The organism is Campylobacter gracilis, from assembly GCF_001190745.1.
Taxonomy (GTDB): Bacteria; Campylobacterota; Campylobacteria; order Campylobacterales; family Campylobacteraceae; genus Campylobacter_B; species Campylobacter_B gracilis.
On sequence record NZ_CP012196.1, the window covers coordinates 721,907 to 741,859 of the forward strand.

Annotated in this window: 20 protein-coding genes and 1 tRNA gene; 9 read left to right on the forward strand and 12 right to left on the reverse strand. The window is 46.4% G+C overall.

The features are described from left to right. Window position 1: 1 nt before the first annotated feature. The 4 genes from CGRAC_RS03770 to CGRAC_RS03785 all read left to right on the forward strand — a co-directional run bounded on the left by CGRAC_RS03770 (window position 2) and on the right by CGRAC_RS03785 (window position 3,932). Complete coding sequence (locus CGRAC_RS03770) at window positions 2-1,312, forward strand: sugar transferase (protein WP_005872236.1); 1,311 nt, start codon at window positions 2-4, stop codon at window positions 1,310-1,312. Between the two features lie 693 nt (window positions 1,313-2,005). Continuing rightward, window positions 2,006-2,392, forward strand: coding sequence for a hypothetical protein (locus CGRAC_RS03775; RefSeq protein ID WP_005872231.1), 387 nt, complete (start codon window positions 2,006-2,008; stop codon window positions 2,390-2,392). Then, window positions 2,379-3,185: a hypothetical protein gene (locus tag CGRAC_RS03780; protein ID WP_005872230.1), complete on the forward strand. Its 807-nt coding sequence runs from the start codon at window positions 2,379-2,381 to the stop codon at window positions 3,183-3,185. Before CGRAC_RS03775 ends, CGRAC_RS03780 begins: the two co-directional genes overlap by 14 nt. Before the next feature lie 18 nt (window positions 3,186-3,203). Beyond that, entirely contained in the window at window positions 3,204-3,932 is a 729-nt protein-coding gene (locus CGRAC_RS03785; RefSeq protein ID WP_005872229.1) for a hypothetical protein, read from the forward strand. Between the two features lie 171 nt (window positions 3,933-4,103). Here CGRAC_RS03785 and CGRAC_RS03790 read toward each other — a convergent pair. Further along, window positions 4,104-4,179: transfer RNA gene (locus CGRAC_RS03790), tRNA-Lys, on the reverse strand. Window positions 4,180-4,433: 254 nt separating this feature from the next. After that, a complete protein-coding gene (locus tag CGRAC_RS03795) occupies window positions 4,434-5,249 on the reverse strand; it encodes a lipid-binding SYLF domain-containing protein (RefSeq protein ID WP_005872227.1) in 816 nt (271 codons plus the stop codon). A gap of 108 nt (window positions 5,250-5,357) precedes the next feature. On the opposite strand from CGRAC_RS03795, the gene pgp3 reads away from it, so the two are divergent. From pgp3 to CGRAC_RS03810, 3 genes are all read left to right on the forward strand, one after another. Next, a complete protein-coding gene (gene pgp3 / locus CGRAC_RS03800; RefSeq protein ID WP_005872226.1) occupies window positions 5,358-6,170 on the forward strand; it encodes a peptidoglycan metallopeptidase Pgp3 in 813 nt (270 codons plus the stop codon). 25 nt (window positions 6,171-6,195) lie between these two features. Then, on the forward strand, window positions 6,196-8,097 hold the full coding sequence (locus tag CGRAC_RS03805) for a RusA family crossover junction endodeoxyribonuclease (RefSeq protein ID WP_005872225.1): 1,902 nt from the start codon (window positions 6,196-6,198) through the stop codon (window positions 8,095-8,097). Between the two features lie 143 nt (window positions 8,098-8,240). Next, the gene (locus CGRAC_RS03810) at window positions 8,241-8,801 is read left to right on the forward strand and encodes a methylated-DNA--[protein]-cysteine S-methyltransferase (RefSeq protein ID WP_005872223.1); all 561 of its coding nucleotides are present in this window, start codon (window positions 8,241-8,243) and stop codon (window positions 8,799-8,801) included. A 1,058-nt stretch (window positions 8,802-9,859) separates the two neighbouring features. Here the strand turns inward: CGRAC_RS03810 and dapE are convergent. The 5 genes from dapE to mobB form a co-directional block, all read right to left on the reverse strand. Continuing rightward, window positions 9,860-11,038: a succinyl-diaminopimelate desuccinylase gene (gene dapE, locus CGRAC_RS03815; RefSeq protein ID WP_005872213.1), complete on the reverse strand. Its 1,179-nt coding sequence runs from the start codon at window positions 11,036-11,038 to the stop codon at window positions 9,860-9,862. 15 nt (window positions 11,039-11,053) lie between these two features. Next, window positions 11,054-11,623 carry a LysE family translocator gene (locus CGRAC_RS03820; protein ID WP_227940496.1) on the reverse strand — a complete coding sequence of 190 codons (570 nt, stop codon included), beginning with the start codon at window positions 11,621-11,623 and terminating at the stop codon, window positions 11,054-11,056. 1,033 nt (window positions 11,624-12,656) lie between these two features. After that, a complete protein-coding gene (locus CGRAC_RS03825) occupies window positions 12,657-12,866 on the reverse strand; it encodes a hypothetical protein (RefSeq protein WP_005872202.1) in 210 nt (69 codons plus the stop codon). Then, a complete protein-coding gene (locus CGRAC_RS03830; RefSeq protein WP_005872200.1) occupies window positions 12,866-13,714 on the reverse strand; it encodes a class 1 fructose-bisphosphatase in 849 nt (282 codons plus the stop codon). The genes CGRAC_RS03825 and CGRAC_RS03830 overlap by 1 nt, the downstream gene beginning before the upstream one ends. A gap of 9 nt (window positions 13,715-13,723) precedes the next feature. Continuing rightward, window positions 13,724-14,212, reverse strand: coding sequence for a molybdopterin-guanine dinucleotide biosynthesis protein B (gene mobB, locus CGRAC_RS03835; protein WP_005872198.1), 489 nt, complete (start codon window positions 14,210-14,212; stop codon window positions 13,724-13,726). A gap of 100 nt (window positions 14,213-14,312) precedes the next feature. Between mobB and CGRAC_RS03840 the strand changes: the two genes are divergently transcribed. Further along, window positions 14,313-14,834, forward strand: coding sequence for a hypothetical protein (locus CGRAC_RS03840; RefSeq protein WP_005872196.1), 522 nt, complete (start codon window positions 14,313-14,315; stop codon window positions 14,832-14,834). 10 nt (window positions 14,835-14,844) lie between these two features. Further along, on the forward strand, window positions 14,845-15,801 hold the full coding sequence (locus CGRAC_RS03845) for a hypothetical protein (RefSeq protein WP_005872194.1): 957 nt from the start codon (window positions 14,845-14,847) through the stop codon (window positions 15,799-15,801). Between the two features lie 390 nt (window positions 15,802-16,191). On the opposite strand, the gene CGRAC_RS12715 is transcribed toward CGRAC_RS03845, so the two are convergent. From CGRAC_RS12715 to gltX, 5 genes are all read right to left on the reverse strand, one after another. Next, window positions 16,192-16,326: a hypothetical protein gene (locus tag CGRAC_RS12715; protein WP_005872191.1), complete on the reverse strand. Its 135-nt coding sequence runs from the start codon at window positions 16,324-16,326 to the stop codon at window positions 16,192-16,194. 201 nt (window positions 16,327-16,527) lie between these two features. Then, entirely contained in the window at window positions 16,528-16,662 is a 135-nt protein-coding gene (locus CGRAC_RS12720; RefSeq protein ID WP_005872189.1) for a hypothetical protein, read from the reverse strand. Between the two features lie 20 nt (window positions 16,663-16,682). Next, window positions 16,683-18,347, reverse strand: coding sequence for a lytic transglycosylase domain-containing protein (locus tag CGRAC_RS03855; RefSeq protein ID WP_005872187.1), 1,665 nt, complete (start codon window positions 18,345-18,347; stop codon window positions 16,683-16,685). Beyond that, a complete protein-coding gene (locus CGRAC_RS03860) occupies window positions 18,344-18,640 on the reverse strand; it encodes a YggT family protein (RefSeq protein ID WP_005872185.1) in 297 nt (98 codons plus the stop codon). The genes CGRAC_RS03855 and CGRAC_RS03860 overlap by 4 nt, the downstream gene beginning before the upstream one ends. Next, window positions 18,627-19,943 carry a glutamate--tRNA ligase gene (gene gltX, locus CGRAC_RS03865; RefSeq protein ID WP_005872184.1) on the reverse strand — a complete coding sequence of 439 codons (1,317 nt, stop codon included), beginning with the start codon at window positions 19,941-19,943 and terminating at the stop codon, window positions 18,627-18,629. The genes CGRAC_RS03860 and gltX overlap by 14 nt, the downstream gene beginning before the upstream one ends. Window positions 19,944-19,953: the final 10 nt, after the last annotated feature.

Sequence of the window (19,953 nt, forward strand, 5' to 3'; positions counted from 1 at the left end):
GATGAAAAAGCAACTCTGCGTTTTGATAATCTTGGCGGTCGATATTTTCGGCATCTGGCTTTGCTTCGGACTTGCCGTGGTGCTTAAAAATCTGCTCTACGGCGATAGCGTGTTGCTAGACATCGGTAGGTATCAGGGCTTCGCGCCTTCCTATGTCATAATGATATTTTTGTTTTTCTATCAAGGGATCTATTCGAGGCGATATGATTTTTGGCACGAGAGTAGAATTTTGGTGAGAAGCTGCTTTTTTGGGCTTTTACTCAGCCTAGCGCTACTTGCTTTAATCAAAGTCAATTACGAATTTTCGCGCGCCAGCTTTATTCTGAGCTTTGCCTTTATGGCGGTAGTTTTGCCGCTTTTTAAGCTCATAACGAAAAGGGAGCTTTTTAAATTTGGATTATGGCGAAAGAGGGCGAAAATTTTAGGCGAGGGCGAGGAGTTTGAAAGCGCCGTCTTAGAAAGCGCGTATTTGGGATATGTTAGAGCTCTTGGCAACGATTACGACGTGCTGTTTATCGGCGGAAGTAGGCTTGGTGCGAAAGCCTTGAACGAGCTTATTGAACATAATATCAAAAAAAACAAAGAAATTTTATTTACCCCCGTGCTGCGCTCATACGATTTTACGCAGGTAGATATTTACAGCGTTTTTGCCTCGCGTACCAGCCTCTTTGCGATACGAAATTCTCTGAAAAGCCCTTTAAATTTAGCGCTTAAACGCGGGCTTGATTTGGCGCTAATTTTCTTAGCACTTCCTTTGCTGGTGCCGATTTTTGGCGTAATCGCGCTGATGATGAAGCTAAAAGAGCCCACGGGGCGCATATTTTTTTCGCACCAAAGGATGGGATTTGGTGGCAAGCCATTTGGGTGTCTGAAATTCCGCTCGATGAAAGAAAACGGTGATGAAATTTTAGCTCAGTATCTAAAGCAAAATCCGCAAGAGGTGGAGTATTTTGAAAAATATCACAAATACGAGCACGATCCGCGCATCACGACGCTGGGTGATTTTTTGCGCAAAAGCTCGCTCGATGAGCTTCCTCAGCTGATCAACGTCCTAAAGGGCGAAATGAGCATCGTAGGTCCTCGCCCGTGCGCGCAATACGAGCGCAAGGATATGGGTGAATATGCAGATCTTATACTCGCCGTCAAGCCCGGTATCACGGGGCTTTGGCAGGTGAGCGGGCGCAGCGATGTGGATTTTGCGACCAGGGCGGGCATGGATACGTGGTATATGAAAAACTGGTCTATCTGGAACGACATCGTAATTATTTTAAAAACTTTCAAAGTCGTTTTAGCGCGCGAAGGGGCAAGCTGATAGTTTATAGAGTTTAAGACGGGGCTGCCTCTTGAGATAAATTTTAATTTAATACAAGCGCTTCGATCGAGATATTAGAATCGCTTGAGGCTAAATTTGCACTATTTAAAATCATATATATAACAATACAATCGCGCGGTAATAGCTAGTAATTTGTGGCGCAAAATTTGAAGTTCTGAAATTTTATTTCGTACCTGCATGGAAATAAGACTACGCGAAAATGGTGCGAATTTAATGCGGACGACCAAGATTATGTAGTATCGCGGGAAAATTATTAGCGCGAATCGTATTGCTTAAGCACACATAAAAATGGCGCTACCCGATAAATTTTACTGCCGTTTTCCGCTTTTGCGCGAATACTGCTACGTAAAATTTGCACAACGCGGATAAATTTTATCCTCGCTTCCGCGTTGACGCATTTTAAAATTTTAAATTGCCTATCTCGCAAAAGCGGCAGCTATTTTAAAATTTAGGGAATTTACAGATAAAATTTTGATCTGTTTGAGGGATAGGGGGACGGTGTCTGGTAAAATAGACAATGGAAATGAACTATTCGTAAATCATACTATTTCAAATACCGCTCGGATATACCGATAAAAAAGCGACCAACGGCTATGAAGCCCTAAAAGCCTATGATCTAAATGGCGACAACGTAATAGATGAAAAGGATGAGATATTTAATAAGCTTAAAATTTGAAAGGTACGAATTCTAACGGCATTACCGACAAAGGAGAGCCAAGCTCGCTTGCGGATAATAATATCAAAAGCATTGATCTAAACTACAAAGAGATAACGATAGACGAGAATTCTAACACCGTAAAGCAAGGCTTTAAGGCTACTCTTATCAATGAGCTGATCTACGAATGGGCTGGAGTGAGTGAAGCGGCTAAAGACTCACGGGGAATTTATAGCTGCTTAAGTAAGGTGGATATAGAATTCGCAAAAGCAATCAAATTAAAGGCAAGAAGAGGACTGAGATTTTATAACATTCACTGTCGGCAGATTGCTTCGCTTGTAAAGTTCACCCGTAATGACGAGAAAAGCAAAGAAAACGGAAGGATAAAATTTGGAAAATTTTGAAAACTGGAATAAAAATGTTAAAAAACGGGATTTAAACTCAAACGAAAATGCAAATTTAAATGATTTCAATCAAAGAGACTACGATAAAGAACCGATAGTAATTAAAAATCCTTATGAATTCTTTCTTAAAAATTTGGATTTATTTTGTTTTATAGGAGCGTTTGTGATTTTATCAACTGCCTGTATTGATTACACGGACAATATACACAAAAAAGAAATTAAAATTTTATTATACTTTCCTTTTGCGTTTGTAATTTTACATATTATTTGGGCCTTTTATTACTACATTATCAAAAACAAATGCGAAACCAAATTTACAAATAAAACGATAGAATTTATCATAAATGGAGAAGTTAAAAGGGTTAAAAATTTGATAGATTTAGAGCCTATTACAAGAAATTTTAAGCTTTCGTATTCTCTTGGAGTATATTTTCATTTGTTTCTATTTTTTTTGATTATTTTAATTTCAATTAGTGAAAAATCATTGCTATATGTTTTTATAATAATGGTCTATTATATACTTTGGTTTCTTTTAAATTTTTTATTTAAACTTATTTTTCATTTGATTTTAGGCGGAAAATTAAAAGATTTTTCGTTGTATCCAGCTATTATTTTTGATTATCCGCAATATATTGGTGGACGCTTGTGGAGATTAGCTACAATTGATATGCGACCATATAATGGAAAGTTTCATATGGTTTATATAATTCATAAGCAAGATTATTTAGATTTACAAAAATATTTTTCTGATAAGAAACATATAAATTTAAACTTGGTTGAAAAGAAATTTTAATCTAAAAAGGAGAAAAACATGAGTAGAGAATTAGTTGCTAAACAAGAATTAGACAAAGCAGAAGTAAGACTTAGAAAAAATAGTGATTTGGTTAGACAATTAACTGAATTATTGAAAGATGCACTTTCTGGTGCCGATATGTCGCTAAATGGCTTACAAAGATATATAGAAATAAATGGCAAAAAATATACAAAAGCACAATTAGACGAATTGGGTAAAAAACCAAGATATGCAGGAATTGGTAAAGCATTAGCTGGTATAGCCGATGATTATGCTGACGGTCAAAGCTTCGGTCATACCGTCGTGGGCGCAGCTGTGGATTTCGGGCTTATTGCAATTACTAAATTTATCCATGTTGTCGGTTGGATAACATTATGGTATGACATAGGAAATTTATTAGATAAGTTGGACGGAAAAGATAGCGGCATATTTGATTTACGTAAACAGGTACAAAATTTATGGGACAAAATAACGGGCGACGGATTATCAGATATTGATATGAACGCTTTGCAAAAAGGTATTCTAAAAGTAACAATGCCCGATAAAACAGCCTATGCAAGACCGCTATCATCTATATTTTTCCCATACGAAGTAACCCCAAGCGGACTTTTAACGGGCGACTACAAAGACGATGTTTTATTGGGCGGATATGGCGATGATACGCTAATGGGTAAAGGCAGCGGCGATTTACTAATAGGTGGATATGAAAATGGTAAGACAAATTATAAAAGTTTCCAAAGAGTTTAACAAGCTTAAGAGCTACTATACATTTTTTTAATATACAGGTAGTTTCTCTTAAACTACCTGTATAATCTAGTGTTTTTAGCATTTGAGATTTTTTTGATAAAATTTTAAAAACCCGTAAAACAGGGCTTTCAAAAAAATCAAAAAACTAAAAATAGGGGGAATTTGGGTTGGTGGTGTCCCGTGTAGGATTCGAACCTACGGCCGCCTGATTAAGAGTCAGATGCTCTACCAACTGAGCTAACGAGACAAGAACTGTAATTGTAGTGATAAAAATATAAAAAACTGATTAAATTTTATAAAAATTTCGTTAAATTTCATAAAATTATATCGATCTTTATATATCCAATGACTCATAAAAATTAAATAAAATACTTTAGTCAAGAATCAATAAATCTTTTTAAAAATAACCTATGCACTTCGATTTCACGTCTAAGCGCTCTTGCACAAACTCAACGCAAAGCCAAAGCAAGAAGCCCCATAAACGGGGCTTGGCTCGATAATTTATTTTGCTTTTTTAGCCTTTTTGCTTCGCGTAGCCTTAGCATGAGTTCTAGGAGAGCGGTTTGAGATGATTGGCTTACCATCAGGGTATTTTTTCTGCACGTGATTTACAGGTATCGCCGCGCTGCTGCTAGCGCCGTATTTCTCGCCGTTTGTAAAATATTTCCTCATCACTTCTTTCCATCTTTTTGCGTATTTATTCGCGCGTGGAGAGTCATTTAAGATGTCCTCGTAGTCGTAAATTCTCTCGTAGAAGTCGTTAGTTAGCTGATCGTCGATAGTGATTCTGCCGTTGTCGATCGATACGCCTAGGTAGACGCCTGTTTGCTCGCCCGGGCTTACCATCCATGCAGAAATATCAGGCAGATCAGTTGCGCGACCTGTTCTTCTACCTACGCCGCCTGCCGCAGCACCTACATTAATCTCAAGGGTGTCTGTGCCGGTAAAAATGTCTTGATATGACTTCGTAGTATGAAAGATCATCACGATGTCGCTCGTCTCGTAGCCTGCCTGTAAGCCCACGCCGTAGCCTTTATATTTGATAAAAATCGGCGAACTCCACTCGCCGTTCTCGCCTTTGACGCTAAAAATTCCATCGCCGTATTGTAGCGATGCGCCCGCAGCTAAACGTTTTACGTCGGTTAGGATTGCGACGGCTTTGGCGCTGGTTAGATAGCGCTCATCGGTGCCGAAGTTATTAGCCGCTACGAAAGATCTAACGACGTTAGTCGCCGCTATAACCTCTTGATTTGCCACGACGTCCGCGTGCAAAAGACCGCAAAGTGCAACAGATGCTAGAAGCAAAAACTTTTTCATCATTTAATCCTTTTAAAATTGAATTTTCGTTATTATAACAGCAATTTCATTTGTTTTAGCTAATTTTTAACAAAAAATTGATGAAAAATAACGAATTTTGGAAAATTTATGAAATTTCTAGCTATTTTTGCACTTTTGGCGATCAAAATTTTCGCTTTAGACATAGTAAACGGTGATGTTGTTATCTTAAAATTAGATAAAAGCACAACCGAGTTGAGCTTTGGCTCAAAGCAAATTCCTCTCATCACAGCTCCAAATTCTAGCGATAAAATCGCCGTTTTAGCGGCGAATTACCGTGCTAAGGGAGATTTCGCGCTGCGAATAGTAGATCAAAGCGGCAGTCACGAGCAGATCGTCGCTTTGAAAAAGGGCGAGTATAAAAAAGAGGCTCTAAGTGTCGCTCCAGGCAAGGTTAAACCACCCAAAGAAGCCGCCACGCGTATCAAAAAAGAGCTCGACGAAGCCAACGCGATCTATGCGATCACCACGCCGCGCTATCTTTTTTCCACGCCGTTTGAGCTGCCTTTAAACTCCAAAATAACCTCTGCATTCGGCAATGCTCGCACCTTCAACGGCGAGCTTAAAAGCTATCACAGCGGCACCGATTATCGTGCCGCGGTAGGTACTGCGGTGCGCGCCGCCAACGACGGCGTCGTAGTCATCGCCAAAGACCGCTACTACGCGGGCGGTTCGGTCGTGATCGATCACGGCGGCGGCATCTATTCGCAGTACTATCATCTAAGCGAGATCAAGGTAACGCTTGGCGATCACGTTCGCAAAGGCGATGAAATCGCGCTTTCGGGCGAGAGCGGTAGAGTCAGCGGCCCGCATCTGCACTTCGGCATCGCGATCAACGGCGTGAGCGTCAATCCGCTAAGCTTCGTCGCTAAATTTAATGAAGTGGTTTTTGGCGAGCGCTAAAATGTCCTACAATCCGAAGGAATTAATGAAAAAAATTCTCGCAGGCAGCGATTTTAAGCTAAAAGGCTCGGTCAAAGGCCGCGTGCGCGTCGCGAGTAGGGACGGAGCGATCGTAAATTTTACCGCTGCAGACTTCGGCGTGCAGAGCCTAAACGATAAAATTTCGCTCAGTGGCGAGCAGTTCGAGCGTTTTAGAGCTAGAATTTTTGGGATTTTAAACTCCGGCGGACGCGAGCTTACAGGCAGGCTCACGCTCTCTTCTACGCCCAAAAAGAAAGCCCGCGCAGATCGTCTCCGCACGGCAGATGGCTATGCGGAGTTTGACGGCGCCTTCGATTTTGGTAGCTTTTGCGGCGGAGATTCGGGCGCGGTTTCGTCCGAAGCTGGTGGCAGCTTGGCGAAGACCTCGTATGCCACAAATGCAAGGCGCGGCGAGCGAGATTTTTCTGCGCGCAGCGCTCAGAGTGCGCAAGGCTTTACTTCGCAGGCAGAATTTCAAGATGTTTCGCAAGCAGAATTTTATGGTGCGGCTCAGGCGGAATTTTGCGCAGATACCGCGTGGGATACAGCGCGCGAGAATTGTATTTTGCAAAATGACGCCGCGCAGGATGATATGAGCGTGGGGCTTGCTGCTAGTTTCGAAGAGAGCGCAAATGCGAGGAGTAAAAATTTTATGCCGCAAAGCTCTGTGTCTGCGAATTCTGCTAAAGGGCAAAGCTTCATTCCTGCATCGCGAAATTTTATTTCCGCGCAAAGCTCTGCGCTCGTGAGAGATTCCGCATTTGAGGCGCAAAATTCTAATTTTACGGCGCAAGCGGAGAATTTTGTGGCTGAAAATTCGTTTGTAGCAGAGCAGGACGCGGACTTACGAAGTAAAAATTCTACGGCGCAAAGCTCTGCATCAAAAAATTCCACTTTCGCAAATTCTGCGCTTGATATAAAGTGCGCAAATGATTGCAAGCCTCAAGGCTCCGAGTTTTCCAAGGGGCAAAGCGCTAAATTTGCTAGCTGCCGTGCCGCAAATTTTGCCTTAGAAAATGCCTTGGAATTCGCGCCTCAAGATGAGAATTTAGTCGGTGAGGATTCAATATTTTTGGCAAAAGGGCAAAATTACGCGCTAAAAAATTCCGACGAGCAAAATTTAGCACAGAAAAGCTCCACACAAGAGTGGCAGCCTTTAAATTTGCCACCGCAATCGGGAAATGAATTTGCGCTCGAATTTGAGCGATCAGCGCAGCCCGCGTTAACGGGTGAGAATTCTACGGTTGCTTCTTCTATGGCGGAGGGGGCGCTTGGTGATGAGCCCGCGTCTGCTGCTTTTGGGAGCGAATCAACTTTTGCGACTAAGCCCGTAAATTTCTATGGCAAGCCTGCGCACAAAGCGCCTACAAAAGAGCGCGCACGCCTGCCGGGGCGTCCGCAGGCTCTGCCTATTGTAAGCGCTTCGCGTCCTATCTCGCCATCGCAAGCGCCTAGAGCTAGGCTCATCGAGCTTAAGCCGCGCTTCATAGGTATCGCGCACAGGATTAAAATTTCGTTTTTGAAAAAGAGCGCGAGCGAGCCGGGCGAAGGGGTTTTGGCGCGCGTTCGTATTCCACTTTTGATGGAGAATTTCGGTCTTAATGATATTTTGTCGTCCACGGCGAGCTACCAAATGGCGAAAAAGATGGTGCGAACGATCGCTGATCTTTACATCGCCAAGGACCTGCGCGGCGTACATATAGACGTGCCGGTGCGCCTTGAAATGGGCTTTAAAAGCGGTATCTCCGACGTCAGCAACCACGCCTTTATCTTTAAGCTCATCGAGGACAGCCTCGTTAAAAACGGCGTCATCGACGATGATAATGCAGATATCGTGCGGGAGATCAAACTCTTTAAGCAAGACGTTTTCGATGGGGTTTTAGTAAACCTCGTGCGGTTTGAGTAGAGACTTTGCGATGCTTTGCGTATAAATTTAAAATTTTGCGTTACCGCATGAAATTTCGCCGTTTTCGAGCTTTAGCTTACACTGGCAGCAAGCGCTTTTTAAAATTTTTTTGATCAAACCAGTAAAAATTTGAAAGGATTGAGATGCAAAAAGCCTTTTTTAATTCGCCCATTGGAATGCTTGAAATTTGGGATGACGAGATCGGGATCTGCAGCATCGACTGGGTCAAAAGCTCTGTCTACGGGCCCAATGATGAGATCTTTAAAAAACACGACGCAGGGCTTATCGGCTTTGTGCGTGCTACGGATGATAAAGGACGCGATTTAAGGCTTAGCGATTTAAGAAAGAATTTAGCTCTTTGCACCGATGAGCTTAGCGCCTATTTTAGGGGAGAGCTTGAGAGCTTCAGCGTTAAACTGAGCCAAAATGGCACGCAGTTTCAAAAGTCCGTGTGGAGCGCGCTTTTAGATACCCCTTACGGCGAGGTCGTAACATACGGCGAGCTAGCCCGGGCTATCGGCAGACCGCACGCAAGCCGAGCAGTAGGCAGCGCAAATGGCAAAAACAAAATCCCCATCATCGTGCCGTGCCACCGCGTCGTAGCTTCGGGCGGGCTCGGAGGATACAGCGGCGCGGGCGGCGTAGCGACCAAAGCGTGGCTGCTAAACTTTGAAAGAGAAAATTTAGCCAAATTGGGCAAGTAAAATTCCGTTAAATTATGCCCTGCAGGCGCGACGCTGATTTTAAAATTTTACCGCGCGACGCTGCGAAATTTTATAAAGCGATTTTGTAAATTTCTAGTTTTTGTGGCGACCAAGATAGTTGAAATTTTGCAAGAAGCGAAGCCTGCTTTCAAGTCCTAACTTTAAATTTATCGCACCGCAGACGCTTGCTATGAGCGGTTGAAATTTTTCGCAGTGATAAATTTAGCCTCGCGAAATTCTGCGCTGAAGTCCTTCGATAAATTTCATCTTGCGTGCATTTAGTGCGGCAGCGTGCGAGGCAGTAAAATTTTGAGCCCTTTTCGTAGAAATGAGGCAAGGATAGCAAGTTTTGAGGCGGAATTTTGCAGAGGTTAAAATTTTATGTCCCTACGCCGTACGGGCAAAATTTCACATTGCCGTATCAAAGCAAAGTAAAATTTTAATCGCGCTTGTCAGGCGGGGTTAAAATCCGCGCAGAAGCGGTAAGCGGGGCAGAATTTATCTCAGCGGCAACGCTACTAAGTAAAATTCTATAAACCCACGAAGCGGGCGGTATCCCGGCAGAAGCGGCATCGTCTTAGCCAAGCTCTTGCGTAAGCGGCGGATGTACCAAAGATAAAATTTTGCAAAGACGGCAAAGTGCAGCAGCATCCTGATAGCAACGCTAGGCAAGAATGAAATTCCATGCGAAGAGAGCGAGGGGAATTTTGCGCAAAGACCGCACTATTTGCTGAAATTCGCGCAAAAGCAGTATTCTTTTAAAAAATTCCTAGCAGCGGTAGCGTTCGTTGTCAAAGCTCGTCTTCGAGGCGGCAATGTTTTGCTAGAGTTTCTTGCGAAAGCGACGTTGCATAGCAAAGTAATTGTAAAAGCGGCGAGCGTGCTGTAGATAAAATTTCTTGGCAAAAGCGACGTAGCAGGGCAAAATTTCTACGCAATACGCACGGCAAAGATAAAATTTGCCAAGCAGCTACGAGCGAAAACCCTGGCAAATTTGGCGAAGCTTGGTAGAACGCAGAATTTTTATCAAATCTACGTAGCTTTGCCAAATTTCTAAATTAGCCAAAATTTTCTATCAGATCGATAAAAATTTTAGCTAAATTTTCGACGTCGCTAATCTCTACTCGTTCATTGATCTGATGGATAGTGTCGTTTCGCACGCCAAACTCCGCCGTCTCCACGCCAAACTCCGCGAAGTATCTCGCATCGCTCGTGCCGCCTGCGGTGTTTAGCTCGGCTGCTGCGCCGCAGATCTTCTGCACGCTAGCGCTTAGTTTTTGCACGATTTTGGAGTTTCGCTGAGTTAAAAAAGGCTTTGAGGAGCTTTTTAACGCAAGGTGTAGCGACGCGCCTGCTCGTAGCTGCGCGGTGCAGCTCATTTCTAGCTTGCCGCAGGATTCGCTTTCGCTGCACAGCGCGTCTTTTGCATCTAACTCAAATAACCTCAGTACGTAGTCTCGCACGTCTTTTAGCCCCAGTCCTACGCCGCCGCGGACGTTAAACATCACGCGCACATCCTTGGGTGTTACGTTTACGACCTGCGAACCGCCGCGAATGTCGGTGATGACTATCTTGGCTGGAGCGAAATCCTCGCTACCTGCGTCCAGATCATGCCCCGCGAGGCTTGCTAGCACCGGCGCTAAAATGTGGACAGGATTGATGCATTTATCTGGGTAGGCCGCGTGCCCGCCGATACCCGTGAGTGTGAGGATGCCGTTAATCGAGCCGCGACGGCCGATCTTAATGGTATCGCCGAAGCGCACTTCGCATGTAGGCTCCGCAACGACTGCGAAGTCGGGTAGGGCACCTTGCTCGCGCAATTTAGAGAGCATTTCGCGCGTGCCGTAGATACCCTCGCCCTCCTCATCGCTGGTTAGCAGTAGGCTTAGCGTGCCCTTAAAATCGCGTGCCGCCGCTAGCGCGCAGATCGCCGCTGCGATGCCACTTTTCATATCCTGTGCGCCGCGCCCGTATAAAAAGCCGTCCGCTTCCACCGGCTTAAACGGATCGCTCGCCCAGCCCTCGCCCGGAGGGACTACGTCGATGTGCCCGGCAAAGCACAGATGCGGACCCTGTCCGAAGCGCTTGGTAAAAATCGCGTTAGTTACGCCGTTTAGCTCGAATCTATCCTCGCTAAAGTCTGCCAGCAGCATCGAGACGTAGTTGAAAGCTCCGTCGTCGCTAGGCGTGAGCGAGCGGAATTTGATGAGCTCTTTTAGAATTTCAATCGGTTTCATAAGCCATCCTTCGGTTTAAATTTTAGCGAAAATTATAGCGTATAAAAGCTTTAGTGCGAAAAATACCAAAATAAACGCCGAGATATATGCAAATGCCCGCACTACTATGTTTGGAAGCTTGCTGCGGGCTAGATATATCGCAAGCGGAAAAAGCGTAATCCAAGCTAAAATTCCGCTTACAAGCCCCGCGAGGGCAAGCGCAAAATCTGCTCGCGCGGTGCCGGCAGAGACGCTGAGCCAAAACATAATGACGTATGGATTTAGTAAATTTATCAAAAAGCCTTTGCCGTAAAGCGCCACGCCTGAGGAAGCCTCGACGCTTGCAGGCTGCACCGAGCTAGCCGCACCATGCCAGATCGCGTACGCCGTGTAGAGTAAAAAGCATGCGCCAAATACCGATATGCAGGCAAAAACGATCGGGATTTTGGCTAGCTGCGATATGCCAAACGCCGATAGCACCAGATAGAGCATATCCGCGCTCATAGCGCCGAGGCCCAAGCACAGCGCCTTGGTGTAGCTTCGCAGCGCGTAGGACATTATCAGCACGTTTACCGGGCCGATCGGCACACTAACGCCCAGCCCCATCAAAACCCCTTGTACGAACGATTGCATCCCTCTATTTATATCCCCCAAATCTGCTCTAAAATTTCGGCGTGCGGCGCTGCGAAAAAACCTATGGACGCGGCTTTGCGAATAGACCGATGACGCACAGCTTCGCGAATAGATCGATCTGAAATTCCGCCCGCCCGCCGATCGGTTTTAAATTTAACGCAATCGCCGCCGTATGCGCTCTGGCTCTAAAATTTTGACGCGTGCGGTCGCATACGCTTCGGCTTTGAAATTTTAACGAGCGCTTCGCACGGCACGCACGCTTTCCGAGCTTTAAATTTAGCTTTTAAATTTTAACGCACGGATCACGGCATAAATTTACGATTTAAATTTATGGCTCAAATTTGGTGAGGCAAAATCCGCCGTCTCGCCTGCGCCGCTAAGTTTGTTAGCTAAATTTCGCAAGGCAAAATTTAAACTAGCAAAGATTGGCGACGAACGGCGGCTCGCGCAAGTCGGTAAGTTTTAGTCGCGTAAATTTTAAGATCGCGGCGGTAAAATTTAGACCGCCGGGGCTCTGTGTAATTTCAGACATTTGCGTATCCGCGCTCGTAAATCGCGGCTGAAATTTTGCTTTGCGTAATTTTGCGCCTTAAAATTTTATCCGCAAATTTAAAATCCTGCCGCAGCACTTGAAATTTAATCGTGCACCCGCTTCAAATTTAGCCGCCCCTCACAATTAGGTTGCGCCATATTTAAATTTTATCGGCCGCCGCAAAACCTGGCCCACAAAACAGATGCGCCGCACAGCAAGTCCCGCCGCGAGGCTAAACGCGCCGTAAATTTTATCATTTCGCAGTGGGGCAAATTCCGTGCTGCAAAGCAAAAACCTACGCGCCGCGCCGTATTAAATCTGGACCGCAGAGCAAATTCCACGCCGCAGCTTGGTTTACAGAGATCTTGCGCGCAAAGCCCGCTTCATAAAAATTACGCGCCCGCAAGAGGAAGGTGGCTGAGTGTATTTATGCCAAAGTCCGTCAAAAATCCCATCACGCCGCAAAAGTACGTTTTAAAACGAAAAATCCCCCGTCGCGCCGTGCGACATGCTCTCATAAACCGCCTTGACGTATTTATCGCGCACTGCGCAATCTAGCAGCTTCTCGCACTCCAGGCAGCTGGTGAGATTGTGCTCGGCTTGGCACGCTTGTAGCGCGGCTAAGCTTTTATCTAAAATTTCGTCGTAAACGTCGCGCGGCGCGGCGACCTCGGTATCCGCCATCAATTTTTCTCGCCGTAAATTTCATGCATCTTCGCGATCTCGTACTTCGAGCCGAAAAAGCAAGGGCTGCTTTGGTGGATTTTCTCGATTTTAAGCTGCAAAAGCGAGCCGTTCGCGCCGTCGCTGGTGGCGCCTCCCGCGCGCTCGAAGATGAACGCAAACGGCAGCACTTCGAATGTTACGCGAAGCTTGCCTTGCGGATGATCGCTGGTAGCGGGGTAGCTGAAAAGTCCGCCGCCTTTTAATAAAATTTGATGCAGGTCGCTTACCATCGCGCCGCTGTATCGCAGGCGGTAGCCCTCATCAAACAGCGCCCGCACGAGCTTTCGGTGCGGTTCGCTCCAGCCCTTTTGCGTCGCACCGGTGGCGTTTAGTTTGCCTTTTTGCTGTAGGCGCAGGTCTTTTACGAAGCTAAATTTGCCCTCGCGATTTAGGCGGTAGAGCTTCGGAGCATCCTCGCAAACGACCATCTCAAGGCGCGGCCCGTAGATGCAATAGATCGCCGCCTTTAAGTTTGTGGGCGAAATTTCATCCTCGTAGATGCCAAAAATCGAGCCCACGGCGAAATTTACGTCCACTAAGCTCGAGCCGTCGAGCGGATCGTAAGCGACGATTAGGCGCGCGTCCTCTCGCAGCGTTAAAATTTCATCTTTCTCCTCGCTGATTAGGGCGCGTACGAGCGGATTTTTACGAAATTCCGCTTCGATTATGGCGTCGCTTTTTACGTCGAGTTTGAGCTGCGTATCGCCCGTGCTGTTGTGATGATCTGTGTAGCCGAAGTCCGCGTATTTCAGCTCCTCGGCGATTTGTAGCGCGATATTTTGGATTGATTTTACGATCTCTTGCATTTTATTCCTTTACATTTTTTTGGCGTTTTTTAAGATCCATTCGCTAATGCCCGCAGCGTCGTCGATGTCGAAATTTACGCAGCAAAACTTATCCATCTGCTCGCCGCTTAAATTTGAAGCGATCGCGTCCGAAAATGGCAGATACGCCGGATCGATCTTGTCGCGAAACAGGCTTATACGCGGCAGCGGCAGTGTCTTTAGCCCCTCTACGAGCAAGATATCAAACTCGCCTAGCATCCGCACGACCTCGTCAATTTGCATACAGCGCTGCGAAAAATAACTCGTTCGCGTCGGACTCATCACGACGGTTTCGGCGCCGAGCTCGCTAAATTTGGCGCTGTCCTTGCCCTCTACGTCAAAGCGCGCCTTATCGCCGGGATCGTGCTTTACGATCGCGATCCGTAGTCCGCTAGCGATAAAAATTTTAGCGATCTTGCAAATTAGCGTCGTTTTGCCGCTGTTGGAAGGGCCTGAAAATGCGATAACAAGTCTTTTCATTTTTAAAATCCGGCTTTTTAAGATGAGCAGATTGTAGCGAATTTAGCCTTTTAAAAAGCAAAATTCGTTAAAATGCGCCTAAAATTTCAAAGGAAGATCGATGAAGAAATTTTATTTTGGCGGCGCGCTAAACGGCCTGCTGAAGGGCTCGCTCTTAGCCGCGCTAGCGCTATTTTTAAACTCCTGCTCCGCAAACGATCCCCGTCACGATCCGCTTAAAAACGAGTTTCTGGCTTACACGCAAAAATTTGAATCGGTGCGCGCGGGCGATCGCTATTTAAGCGTCGCTACGTATCTAAATCCCGTCGCGCCCGAGCTTAGAAACGCCGCAGAGGACGAGGTGTTTTTGCTCACCTCTTATCCTAAAGAGATTCAGATCCTCGCGGTGCAGATCAACGGCGCAAACGCAAACGTAACGCCGTTGCACGACGGGGATCCGCTTTTACAAAAGGAGCTTTTTAAGATCGCGTGGGCGAGCCGCTACAAGATCACTGCGCCTAAGAGTGATAAGGACGAGCTGATGCTTAGCTACCGCACCTCAAATGGTCTGGATGCCACGATGAAATTTCGTAAAATTTCAAAGTCGCTGTATTGGCAGCCGCAGATCGATCTGAAAGATTAAAGGGGAGAGGGTGGGTTACGACATAAGCTATCACGCGATCGGCAAAGATGAAATTTCGCAGTGGTATTTTAAGCCGCTAAAGCTTGCGCAAAAGGGAGATTTTGAGGCTATCGCTAAAATCGCGCGCGAAGCGGGGATGGATGAATTTTATGTAGAAAAATACGCGGACGGCTTCCGCTCGGCGCTGCAGTACGGCACGGGGGGCATTTTTAATAAAACGCACGGATTTCACCTGGCCGTGGCGCAGGGCTATTTTAGAGAGTATTTTTACACGCGCGGCACGGCGTTTAGCTTTTTGGCGGCGCAAAATTCTAAATTTAAACCCTACATAAGCGATTGGCGCGAGGTTTTACCGGCGGAATTTCTAGCGGAATTTAGCGGCGAAATTCATAACGAGATCATCGAAAACTACTGCTGCGGCGCGTATCTTGGCGCTGCTGACGTGCAAAATTTATTGCGCGATTATGAAGCGGACGGCGAGATAAAAGAGGCGATAGATGAGTTTTACGCGCAGAATTTACCCGTGTTTTTAAATGCGCTAAATTTCGCCGCAGAGCTCGGAGTAGGGCTGCTTGAAGCTACCGAGGTGGTTGAGCCCAATCCGATCGATCTGAATAGGTCCGAGTCGTTTTCAAATCTTTTTAATTGCGATACTCAGGGCGCGCTAATATATGCGGAAATCGCCGCGCAGCAGATCGGCGAGGCGATAGAGCGCAGCAAGGCAGGCGGAGGCGTTAGGATGGTCAGAGAGAATTTTACCTTGCGCAGCGCCAATGCGACGGGTGGCAGCAGTGCAATGGAAACAGACGGCGGCGAAATGAAAGCAAGCGGCGAGAATTCCGTCCCGCGCAGCGGCGATACGATAGAAGATGGCAGTGAGAATTCCGCCGCGGAAGATCGTGAAGACGCAACCTCCGCAGGCGGCGAAAAGTCGCTTTTCGGCAAGATTAAAGGGCTTTTTAAATAGAATTTGATCGCTAAATTTTATTCCGCCGAAGCTCGCGCGGAGTTAAGGTCGTAAAATAAATCATTTCGCATCCGCAAGTTCTGCGCCACGCGGTTAAATTTAGCTAAAACGGCGCGGCGGCAGGCGTAGATTTAAAATTTGAAACTTGCCGAAATTTTAAAACGGCGGCTTGCATATCCAAAGCTTTAAAGCGTCGCAAATAGGCCGCAAAAGAGGCTAAATTTAAACCCGCCGCAGCCTTTGCGGCGGGTACCTGCGAATAGGCTATCTGTTTAAATTCCATAGCCGAAAGCGCCCGATTTTGATTTCATGCCACTTAAAATTCTACGCTCGGGCGCTAATTTAATTGCTCACAAAACGCCGCGATAAAATTTCAATGAATTTTGAATTTTAAAGCTCGTCGCCCCAGAAATAAAGCTCGAAAAAAGCAAGCGCAAAGATAAAAAAGACTATCAGCGCCGCGCCGCCCGCTCGGACGTAGCTCTCGTCCCCTACGCCGAATTGCACGCAATACGTAAACGCCATAAAAACAAGCAAGCCGCTAAATTTGCGGTGCGTTTCTTTTTGTATTTAAACGACGATACGCACAAAATGGCGGCTACTATGAGAACTACGGTCGCAAAAATTTGCATAGCGCGCCGCCTTTCGTGTAGGGCAGAAATAACCTTTGGCTAGCATCAAGAGATAAAATTTTGTCACTGAAACCAAAATAAATTCCGCACGATTTTATAGCGCATTGCCTATTCGCGTGGTAAAATTTTGCGTTTTGATCTGCCCGTCTAAGCCCTTAGCGGGCAAATTTCGCCCTTTTGTTGAAGCGACGGCTTTTAAAATTCCTCGCTCGCCGCCTCTTAAAATCATTCTCCGAGCTCGCCGCCAGCTTAGCGGAAGTCGTCGCTTCTGTTTGGTATCAGTAGGTCTTGTAACTCCTGTTGCACCGAGATTTTCGCGCGCGGATCGAGGATCTGCGAGTAGATGATAAAATTTGCAAGCACCTTTTTGCCGTAGTCCCTGCTCTCGGCATACGGCACGAGCTCCATGCTAAGCCACGGCTCAAATTTACCCTTATTAAACATATCGCCGCGCTGAAGCATCTTTTTGACGAGTCCGAGCCCGCCGTTGTAAGCGTATGCGATGAAAACCGGGCTGTAAATTTTGCGCTCCAGCCAGTCGATATGGATGTTAGCGAAGCGGTAGGCGACTTCGGGGCGGAACATATCGTCTTGATCGAAGCCATCGATTTTGAGTTGCTTTTTGCCGATCTCGTTAGCCAAAAACGGCATAAACTGCATCATTCCAAGCGCATACGACGTAGATACCGATGCGGGCACGAAGCGGCTTTCTTGGCGGGCGAGCGCCAAAATTAGCGCCTTGCGGCGGTTGTCGCCGTCGCCGATATATTCCATAAACGGCGTTGGATAGAAGTTGTCCTTGCCGCCGCTTGCTTTATTCATGATGTATGAGTACTCGCCGATGCTTTGCTTGGTGTCGAATTTTTTAGCAAATTCCAAAAGCTGCGGGCGCGACATCCGATCAGCGCTATTTTTCGTGCGAACCCAAGCGAAAGGATCGGTGATATCGTAGCCTTCGATGGAATTTTTAGCGGGATTTGGGATGATTATGTTTAAATTCCTATCCCCTAAGACCTCCTTGGCATAAAGCGCGTAGAGGCTGTAATAATCACTGCTAGCAAGCTGGCGCAAGACGTTTTGATCTCCATTTAGCAGGTAGATCCAAAATTTCGCATTGTGCACGTCGTGAGGTTTCTCAAAGCTCGCAGCCGCGCGGTTAAAAAACGCAAGCGCAGCCCCTTCATCGCCCTGCATGACGGCATTTACGCCCAGCATAAACGCTACATCCTTTTCTACGGCCGACGGATCGACGCCCGTGAGCGAGCGGCGCAAGTGCGGGTATTTGCGGTTGATTAGCGCATCGTTAAGAACCGCTTTGAAGCCTTTTTGCGAAGCTAGTTCGCTTACGAAGGCTGCGTCGGCGTCGATGTCGATCAGAGCGTCTTTGCCCGCGCCTTTTAAGTAGTCGTAATATAAAAAGTAGTTTTGCGCATTGCGGCTCTGCATAAAATACTCGCTCGGATTTTCGTCGTTAAATCCGCGCAGTAAATTTACAGCGTTTTTACTTGCTGCGTCTTGGTACTTTTCAAGCTGCGAAGCGAGCATCTCGCGCACCGACGGGCTTAGCTTGGCGATAAAATTTGGATAGGAGCGCGCCTTTTTGCAGGTTAAATTTGCATCTAAAATATTTGCCGCCGTTACTCCTGCGCAGCGATCCGGACGCTTAGGAGGGCGAATGGCGCCGAAAATTCTATCTAGCTTCTCTTTTAGTTTGCCTTTGTAGCGAAAGATGCTCTGTTTTAAAGCTCTAATCTCCGCTTTGTTGTATTTTGTCTCATCAATTAGGCGATAGATATAATAGTCCTTGGCTAGGGATTTGGGCTCGTCTTTGATCTGTTCGTAGCTTAAAATTTTACCGCTACTTGCGGTGCACAGCAAAGTTAAAATAAGGCAAAATTTACAGATGGCTCTCAAAGAACGCTCCTATTTAGAATATAAATTATCATATTATCAAAAAACATTAAAACAAATAAAATCACTAACGGCGAAAGATCAAAGCCGCCGAAAGTCGTAGGCAGATAGCGACGCACCAGCGCAAACGCAGGCTCGGTAAGCGCAGAGATGACGCGGACGATTTTATAAAATTTACCGAACGGATTTGGGCGGATGAAACTTAAAACGCAGGCGACGAAAATTAGCATCATATAAGCTTGAATCACGTAGTGAATACTCACTAAAATGCCGTAAAATACGCTATTTAGTAGCATCGAGTATCTCCTTTAAATCGGCGCGGATCAGCGGATACAGTTCGCTAAGCTCCGGTCCGTGAGGCGCGCCGGTTAGTAAAAACCTAAGCGGCATAAACAGGCTCTTACCTTTTAAATTTGTAGCCTGCGAAAGCGCCGCTTTGAAATCATTAAATTCCGCGCTTGCGCCGTTTGAGCTTAATAAATTTAAGATCGCCTCTCGTAGCGCCTGCGCCTGCGTCGCCCACTCCTGCGGGATATCTTTCATGCCGTAGATCGCTGCGATCTTCTCTTTGATACGTGGGATCAAGCTCGCTTCTTGAGTGTAAAATTTTATCAAAGGCGCAAATTTCGGCTCGAGCTCAAAAAGCTCCGCCAGGCGCTGCTTGCTCGCTCTTTTGATATGCTCGCGGTTTATAAAGGCGAGTTTGTCCTCGTCAAATTTCGCCGGGCTTTTTGAAATTTTAGCGATATCGAAAAACTCCACCGCCTCATCCATGCTAAAGACCTCGCGCGGCGTTTTATTGCCCAGCAGGATCAGATAATTCGCGATCGCCTCGGGCAGGTAGCCGCTTTGAAGCAGCCATTTCACCGAGGAGCTATCCTCCCGCTTGCTCATCTTTTTGCCTTCGGAATTTAATATGATCGGCAGGTGCGCGTATTTGATCTCGCCGTCGTAGCCGAGGCTTTGGCGGATCCAGTTTTGCTTTGGCGTGTTTGAGACGTGATCCTCGCCGCGGATTACGAAGCTCACGCCCTGCATCATATCGTCGCAGGCGCAGGCGAAGTTATAAGTTGGCGTCTTGTCCGCGCGCATAATGACGAAGCTGTCGATATTCTGCGGCTCAAATGCGATACGCCCCTTGATCGCGTCGGTAAATTCCAGCGCGTGATCGGGCTTTTTAAGGCGAATAGTAAAGGGCTTGCCGCAGTTTAGAACCTCTTCGTCGCTTAAATGCTCGCAGTGCCCATCGTAGCGATACGCCTCGCCTGCGTCTTTGGCGGCTTGCTTTTTCGCCTCAAGCTCCTCCTCGCTGCAAAAACAGCAAAACGCCTTTTTCTCGGAGAGTAGCTTGGCTGCGAATTGCTGATGAAATTTTAAATTTTTGCTTTGATAATACAGACTCTGCCATGAGATGCCGAAGCGCTTTAAAATTTCGATGATCTCTTGATCTTTACCTTCGATATTGCGCGCAGTGTCGGTATCCTCGATGCGTAAGATGAAGCCGCTTTTATCCTGCAGCGAGCAGATGTAGTTAAAAATAGCCGCGCGTAAATTTCCGATATGCATATCGCCGGTGGGCGACGGAGCGAAGCGATACAATTTAGGTCCT